The sequence below is a fragment of the Methylobacterium sp. B1 genome (assembly GCF_000333255.1).
Taxonomy (GTDB): Bacteria; Pseudomonadota; Alphaproteobacteria; order Rhizobiales; family Beijerinckiaceae; genus Methylobacterium; species Methylobacterium fujisawaense.
The window spans coordinates 23,332-29,489 of sequence record NZ_BACT01000184.1; the positions used below are offsets into that span (position 1 = coordinate 23,332).

The window sequence follows — 6,158 nt, forward strand, 5'->3', positions numbered from 1 at the left end:
AGGCTGCCGAGATCGCGCGGTCGCGTCGTATGCGCGACCGAGTGCCCCGGAGCGCGACGTGCAAGAATGGCCATCGGCACCTTCGCGGAGAGGCCCGAGTGAGCTGCGGCGTCACGGCAACAGCGTCATCCCGGCTTGAGCAGCGCTCTAAGATCCTGACTGCGTCCGTGCGCGGCGCTTGAGGTCGGCCATCGCGAAATATGCCGACGCCTTCCGGAGAAGCTCATTGGCCTGCGCGCCGGGTGTCGAGGCGTGTGCGGCGGTGAAGCGACCTGGAGCGGCCGGCGCGTCCGGGGCCATCGCGTCGGACACCGGTCGCGGGCCGTACATTTCGAGCATCAGGGACGCCGATGCACCCAGGATCAGACCGAACACGACGCCGAGCCCGAGGAATTGAGCCCCGTTGGGAAAAACGGCTCGGAGCGGAGTCGTCGCCGACTGAATCACACGGATGTTCGTCAGCTTTGCCGATCTGAGATCGGCATTGATTTGCTCTTCGGTGGTCCGCTTCGCGTAGAGTTCAGCATTTAAGGTCGCCTGGGCGACGTCGCGTTTCAGCCTCTCGAATTCGGTCTGTTTGCTCACAAGCGTCGTCAGGTCTCGGTTGACGGTGCTGATCTCCTGCTCCTGCTGCTTGACGAGATCGAGAAGGCCGGCGATCTCGGAATTGACCTTCAGCAGCGCCACCATCGAGTCCTGATAGACGCGCACCATCAACAAAGGCGGGTCGCCCGCGCCGGCCGTGTTCTCTGAAGGGCCGCGTGACGGCGACCGACCTTTCTCGTCACCGCCGAGATTTTCGACCAGATTCGACACGAACGGCGATTGTGTCACCGGCTTGAGAAGTCGCAGCTGTGCGACGAGCGCCCCCTTTTGACCCTGTTTATCGACCAGCGAGCTGCGCGTCGCCGTCAGGGCCGCCGCAATGTCGCTGGCCCGATGCAAAAGCAGGCTTCGCTCATCCTCCACGGAGTACATTCGTTCCCGGCGGGAGAAATGCTCCAACAGTCGGGAGCGCATCTCCACTTCTTCGTTGAATCGCTTTTTCTGCTCGCGAAAGAAATCGATGGCGCCCGGCGTATCGGCGAGACGGATCTGGCGCTCGATGAACGATTCGGCGACGGCGTTCACGAACGCCGCCGTCAGACGTGGATCCGTGTATTGAAACGAGATTTTCAGGACCTCGGAATTGGGTTCAGTCCGCACCGTGAGGCGTCGGCTCAGGACGGAGGCGACCAGATCGATATCGGAGATGCCTGAGTCCTTACCCCCAGCGTTCTCCGGGACTGCCCCCTCTGTGTCACGCCGGCCATGGACGATCTGCCTCAGCCATCCTCCCAATCCGGGAAGGCGGGATTGGCCGACGCCTTTGAATTTATCGAGCCCGACGCGATTGATTGCGCCGCGAACGACATCCTCGCTTTCCGCGATTCGAGCTTGAGAGGTGATCAACTCAAGCTGCTTCCGGCTGCCATCGGAAATATTTTCCGAAGCTTGACTGACAAGAAGCGATGTCGATGCTTCATAGACCGGCGCGATCAACAAATAAGCAGATAAAAACAGGGCAATACCGGCGCCCACCGCCAGGACCATCAATGCCTTATGTTTCCACATGCATCGCAACACCGTGCCTATCGAAGGCTTCATGTCTTGATCGTGCAGCATAAACGACATCCTGCTGGCGTGCGCACTATTTATATTCGAGCTGCGGATTCAGCGGCTAAACTAAAAAACGCACAAATTACTGCGAGCGTTACTCCATTTTAAGGACTTGATATTTTCTGCGATTAGGCGTTCATTCAAAAGTCGGCGCTTAATCGCTAGTGCTCAAGGATATCGTGACCTTAGCAGGATTCATGCCTGAATTGCAACAATGCTCTTTATTCGCCCTGCGAGGCGAGACGTATTATATTTGAATTGGTGCTGGAACGCTCGTTTGGAAACGAAATCTTTCCATGAAGATCGCCGTTGCACAGGCCGTGCAAATCATCGCGCCCTACATGCTTGCCGTATCCGGCCCATTGGTGCTGTCAGCGACACAATTCGTTCTGTCAGTCGTTCTTGTCCATCTGATGAGCCCGAAGGACTTTGGCACTTTTTCGTTCCTTATGGTGACATCACAATTTCTGATGAGCTTTTCCGGCGCCTTTCTGTGTGCCCCCCTTCCCGTCGTGATGGCGAGAGCCGGCAAAACAGGCGATGCCGCTACTGTCCGGTGTTTGTTTGGTGTAAATATCATCATCGGCTTATTGGTTTTTATAGTGCTTACTGCGCTCAGTGCTGCTCTCGGAATTGAATTACTACCTGCAGCCCTATTCGGAGGGTTTGCAAGCCTGACAATGCTGCGCTGGTTCGGTCGCGCCTATGTGTATGCGATCGGCCTGCCGCAACGTGCCGCCCTGTCCGATATCGTATCCGGCGTCGTCCTCGGCGTCGGCATCGGGTTGATCGCGTGGCAGGGCAGCGCTTCCCCCCTCTTCGCTTACGGATTTCTGATGCTCAGTGCAGCCGGCGGTCTGCTGGCGTTCGGGCCTCGTCATCTCGCGGAACAGCTTCGATTGCCCCGCCTCGAAGAATTGTCGCGCTATGGTGCCGTCTGGAAAGAGCATTCGAGCTGGTCGCTGCTCGGACTGGTCACGACGGAGGCCACCGGCAACACACATGCTTATTTCGTGACCCTGATCTCGGGTGCCGTCGCCTTTGCGGCGCTCGCGGCGAGCGCACTCCTGATCCGGCCGGCCATCATCCTGATGAACGCCCTCGGAGAATTCGAGAGACCGCGTCTCGCACGGCTCGTCGCCCAACAGCGATGGAGCGACGTCGAACGCACGCTGTCCCTGTTTCGATTCATTCTCATGAGCGGCTGGTTCGCAACCTTGGGCCTCGGCGTCATCGTTGCCTACTTCGCGCCCTCGCTTCTGTTTTCGAAAGACTACGATCTGCTTTATGTTCAGAAGGCATTTGTCCTGTGGTTGGCGATCATGGGCCTCCGCCTTGTCCGCACCCCGGAAAGTATCTTGCTGCAAGCCGCAGGGCAGTTCCGGGTGCTGGCTTTCTCAAGCGTCTACTCGTCGGTAATCTCAATCATCCTCGTCGTTGTCATGGTCTGGGTGGTGGGGCCGCTGTACTCGATGGTCGGCGTTCTCGCAGGCGAGGCGATCTTCACGCTGGCTGTATGGCGCGTCGCGCGTGCCTGGCGCTGGAAGGGCAGGCAGGCGTCTCCGCACGTGCAGTTGCCGTGAACGCGTGCAGTCTTCGCGATCACCGCCGCAGACGGTTCATCGTGGCCAGCCGGACGCGCCCGGGCGGCACGGGGCGCGCCGGTCTGCGCCGCTGACGGTCGCCGCGCCCGGCACGACGCCTGCCCCGACCCCGGTTCACCATTCCGAGGGCGGTCTGCAACTGAACTGTGGACTCACCTCGAAGACACGGCGAGCGCTTTCCGTGAACGCGGAGGCCGTCCACACTTGGGTCTGGTGCCGCGGCGGTCTGTCTTGCTCAGATGAGCGGACGGTCTCGCTGCGCTGCGGCCGCCGATCTCGGCGTCAGGCTCCTGACCGTGCGCAACGGGATCGACGGCCCGCGTGATCGCGAGATGGACGCGGCACCCGCAGAGCGGCTGGAGGGCACGGCTGCCGCGCTGAGGCGCCTGCGCGGCGCGAACGCCGTGCAGCGTCGGGACGGCTCGAGACACATCATTTCATCCTGAGCCATAGCCCGTCCGAAGCCGACTCGATCTCGAACAGGCGAAGGGCACGAAACGACCAGCCCGGTGAGACGGAGCCATCTCGGAGATCGAAAGAGGCGAGATGCCTGGGGCAGAGCAGCCGTCCACCGACGCACTGGCCGAGAGACAAGTCTGCCCCCTCGTGCGGGCAGGCCCGCTCGGCGGCTACGATCCGCTCGCCATCGCGCACGAGAAGCAGATGGTATCCTCGGACGGTGATCGCCACCGAGTTCCGCCCGGCGAGAAGGTCGTGCGGGCCGAGGCAAATCCGCTCTGGCCCTTCCGTCTCAGCCACCGAGATAGGCGTCCCGCACGTGGGGATCGGCGATGAGGTCCTGCCCGCGCCCCGCGAGGACGATGCGGCCGGTTTCGAGCAGGTAGGCGTAATCGCAGAGTTCGAGGGCCGCGAACGCATTCTGCTCGACGAGCAGCACGGTCGTGCCGGCATCGCGGATCGCCCCGATCACCGAGAACATCCGCTCGACGATGTTGGGGGCGAGCCCCAGGGAAGGCTCGTCGAACAGCACGAGCTTCGGGCGCCCCATCAGCGCGCGGCCGATCGCCAGCATCTGCTGCTCGCCGCCCGACAGCGTGCCGGCCGCCTGGTCGCGGCGCTCCGCGAGGCGCGGAAACTCCCCGTAGATGCGCGTCAGGTCCGCCGCGACCGCCGCCCGGTCGCGGCGGAGATAGGCGCCCATGGCGAGGTTCTCGGCGACCGTCATCTGCGGGAAGACGCGCCGGCCCTCCGGGCAATGGGCGATGCCCGCCGCCAGGATCCGGCGGGGCTCCGCCCCCGCGATGTCCCGGCCGGCGAACCGGATCGTGCCGGAGCGCGGCGCGACGAGGCCGGAGATCGCCCGGAGCGTCGTGGACTTGCCGGCCCCGTTCGCACCGACGAGGGCCACGAGTTGGCCCTCGCGCACGTCGATCGTGAGCCCCTTGAGCGCCGTGACGTGGCCGTAGCCGCAGACGAGGTCGCGGATCTCAAGCATGGACCGCCTCCTGCGCGGCAGCGGCGGCCTGCCGGGCCGCGCTGCCCTGGCCGAGATAGGCCTCGATCACCGCCGGATCGCTGCGGATCCGGTCCGGCGGCCCCTCGGCGATCAGGCGGCCGTAATTGAGGACGACGATGCGGTCGGAGACCTCCATCACCATCGGCATGTCGTGCTCGACGAGCAGGATGGTGACGCCGCGCTCCCGGATCTGCCGGATCAGCCGCACGAAGACCCGCGTCTCGGAGGCGTTCATCCCCGAGACCGGCTCGTCGAGGAGCAGCATGGCGGGCTCGGTGGCGAGCGCCAGCGCCACGCCGACGAGGCGCTGCTCGCCGTAGGCTAGGGCGCCGGCCTTCTCCTGCGCCCGGCCGGCGAGCCCGACCCAGTCGAGCAGCGCCGCGGCGCGGGCGCGCAGCTGCCTCTCGCCGGCCCCCGCGCGGCCGAGGAGCGCGTCGAGAACGGGCGCGCGGCCCGCGGCGGCGCCCATCTGGTGCAGGCCGATCATCACGTTGTCGAACACCGTGTCGTCCGGGAAGACGCTGGTGCGCTGGAAGGTGCGGGCGAGTCCGAGCCGCGTGATCGCGTGCGGCGGCAGGCCCTTCAGCGACGTGCCGCGGAAGCGGACATCGCCCTGGCTGGGCTTGAGGAAGCCCGTCATCACGTTGAAGGCCGTGGTCTTGCCAGCCCCGTTCGGGCCGATCAAGCTGACAATCTCGCCGGCCTGGACGTCGAAATGCAGGTCGGCGATGGCGACGAGGCCGCCGAAGCGGACGCCGACATGCTCGACCGAGAGGATCGCGCTCATCGCTGCACCGCCGGGTTGGCTTCGAGGACCGGGATCGACCGGACCTGCCGGCGGCCGAGCAGCGCCGACAGTCCCGGCACGATGCCCCGCGGCATCACGAACAGGATCACGATCAGCACGAGGCCGTAGACGATCCACTGCGCCTCCGGCGCCATGACCGGGCGGAGCGCCACTGGCAGCAGGCCGAAGATCAGGCCGCCGACGACCGGGCCCATCAGGCTGCCCTTGCCGCCCGCCACCACCATGATGACCATGGTGACCGTGGTGGCGAACAGGAACACGTCAGGATCGATGATCCGCAGGTAATGCGCGTAGAGGCTGCCGGCCGCGCCGGCCATCGCCGCCGAGATCACGGCCGCGATGGTCAGCGTGCGGGTGGCGTTGATGCCTACCGAGAGCGCCAGGGACTCGTTCTCCTTGAGGCCCCGCATCGCCCGGCCGAAGCGCGAGCCGACGAGGCGGGCGATGATCAGCCAGCACAGCGTGCCGACGGCCAGCACGAGGTAGTAGTTCTGGAGCTTGGTCTTCAGGGTCCACATCCCGAGGCCGGGCAGACCAAGGGTGATGGCCGGGATGTTGGTCAGCGCCAACGGTCCCTGCGTTAGCTCGACCCAGTTGAGGGCCACGAGCC

At 64.4% G+C, this 6,158-nt stretch carries 6 protein-coding genes; 1 reads left to right on the plus strand and 5 read right to left on the minus strand.

Annotation, left to right across the window (positions count from 1 at the left end; genetic code table 11):
* Positions 1-147: 147 nt before the first annotated feature.
* A complete protein-coding gene (locus tag I53_RS04970; protein WP_187294305.1) occupies positions 148-1,665 on the minus strand; it encodes a GNVR domain-containing protein in 1,518 nt (505 codons plus the stop codon).
* Positions 1,666-1,955: 290 nt separating this feature from the next.
* Here I53_RS04970 and I53_RS04975 point away from each other — a divergent pair, with 290 nt between their 5' ends.
* Entirely contained in the window at positions 1,956-3,242 is a 1,287-nt protein-coding gene (locus I53_RS04975) for a hypothetical protein (protein WP_148291070.1), read from the plus strand.
* Between the two features lie 453 nt (positions 3,243-3,695).
* On the opposite strand, the gene I53_RS04980 is transcribed toward I53_RS04975, so the two are convergent.
* From I53_RS04980 to I53_RS04995, 4 genes are all read right to left on the minus strand, one after another.
* A complete protein-coding gene (locus tag I53_RS04980; RefSeq protein ID WP_083935975.1) occupies positions 3,696-4,022 on the minus strand; it encodes a Rieske 2Fe-2S domain-containing protein in 327 nt (108 codons plus the stop codon).
* Positions 4,015-4,719 carry an ABC transporter ATP-binding protein gene (locus I53_RS04985; protein WP_043347345.1) on the minus strand — a complete coding sequence of 235 codons (705 nt, stop codon included), beginning with the start codon at positions 4,717-4,719 and terminating at the stop codon, positions 4,015-4,017. The genes I53_RS04980 and I53_RS04985 overlap by 8 nt, the downstream gene beginning before the upstream one ends.
* Complete coding sequence (locus I53_RS04990) at positions 4,712-5,527, minus strand: ABC transporter ATP-binding protein (protein ID WP_043347347.1); 816 nt, start codon at positions 5,525-5,527, stop codon at positions 4,712-4,714. Before I53_RS04990 ends, I53_RS04985 begins: the two co-directional genes overlap by 8 nt.
* On the minus strand, positions 5,524-6,158 hold a 635-nt coding region (locus I53_RS04995; protein ID WP_043347363.1), incomplete at its 5' end, for a branched-chain amino acid ABC transporter permease. The genes I53_RS04990 and I53_RS04995, both read right to left, overlap by 4 nt.

Excerpts from the sequence above, each read along its gene's own strand:
- I53_RS04990 (WP_043347347.1), bottom strand. The coding sequence starts at position 5,527 with ATGAGCGCGATCCTCTCGGTCGAGCATGTCGGCGTCCGCTTCGGCGGC.
- I53_RS04975 (WP_148291070.1), top strand. The coding sequence starts at position 1,956 with ATGAAGATCGCCGTTGCACAGGCCGTGCAAATCATCGCGCCCTACATG.
- I53_RS04985 (WP_043347345.1), bottom strand. The coding sequence starts at position 4,719 with ATGCTTGAGATCCGCGACCTCGTCTGCGGCTACGGCCACGTCACGGCG.
- I53_RS04970 (WP_187294305.1), bottom strand. The coding sequence starts at position 1,665 with ATGCTGCACGATCAAGACATGAAGCCTTCGATAGGCACGGTGTTGCGA.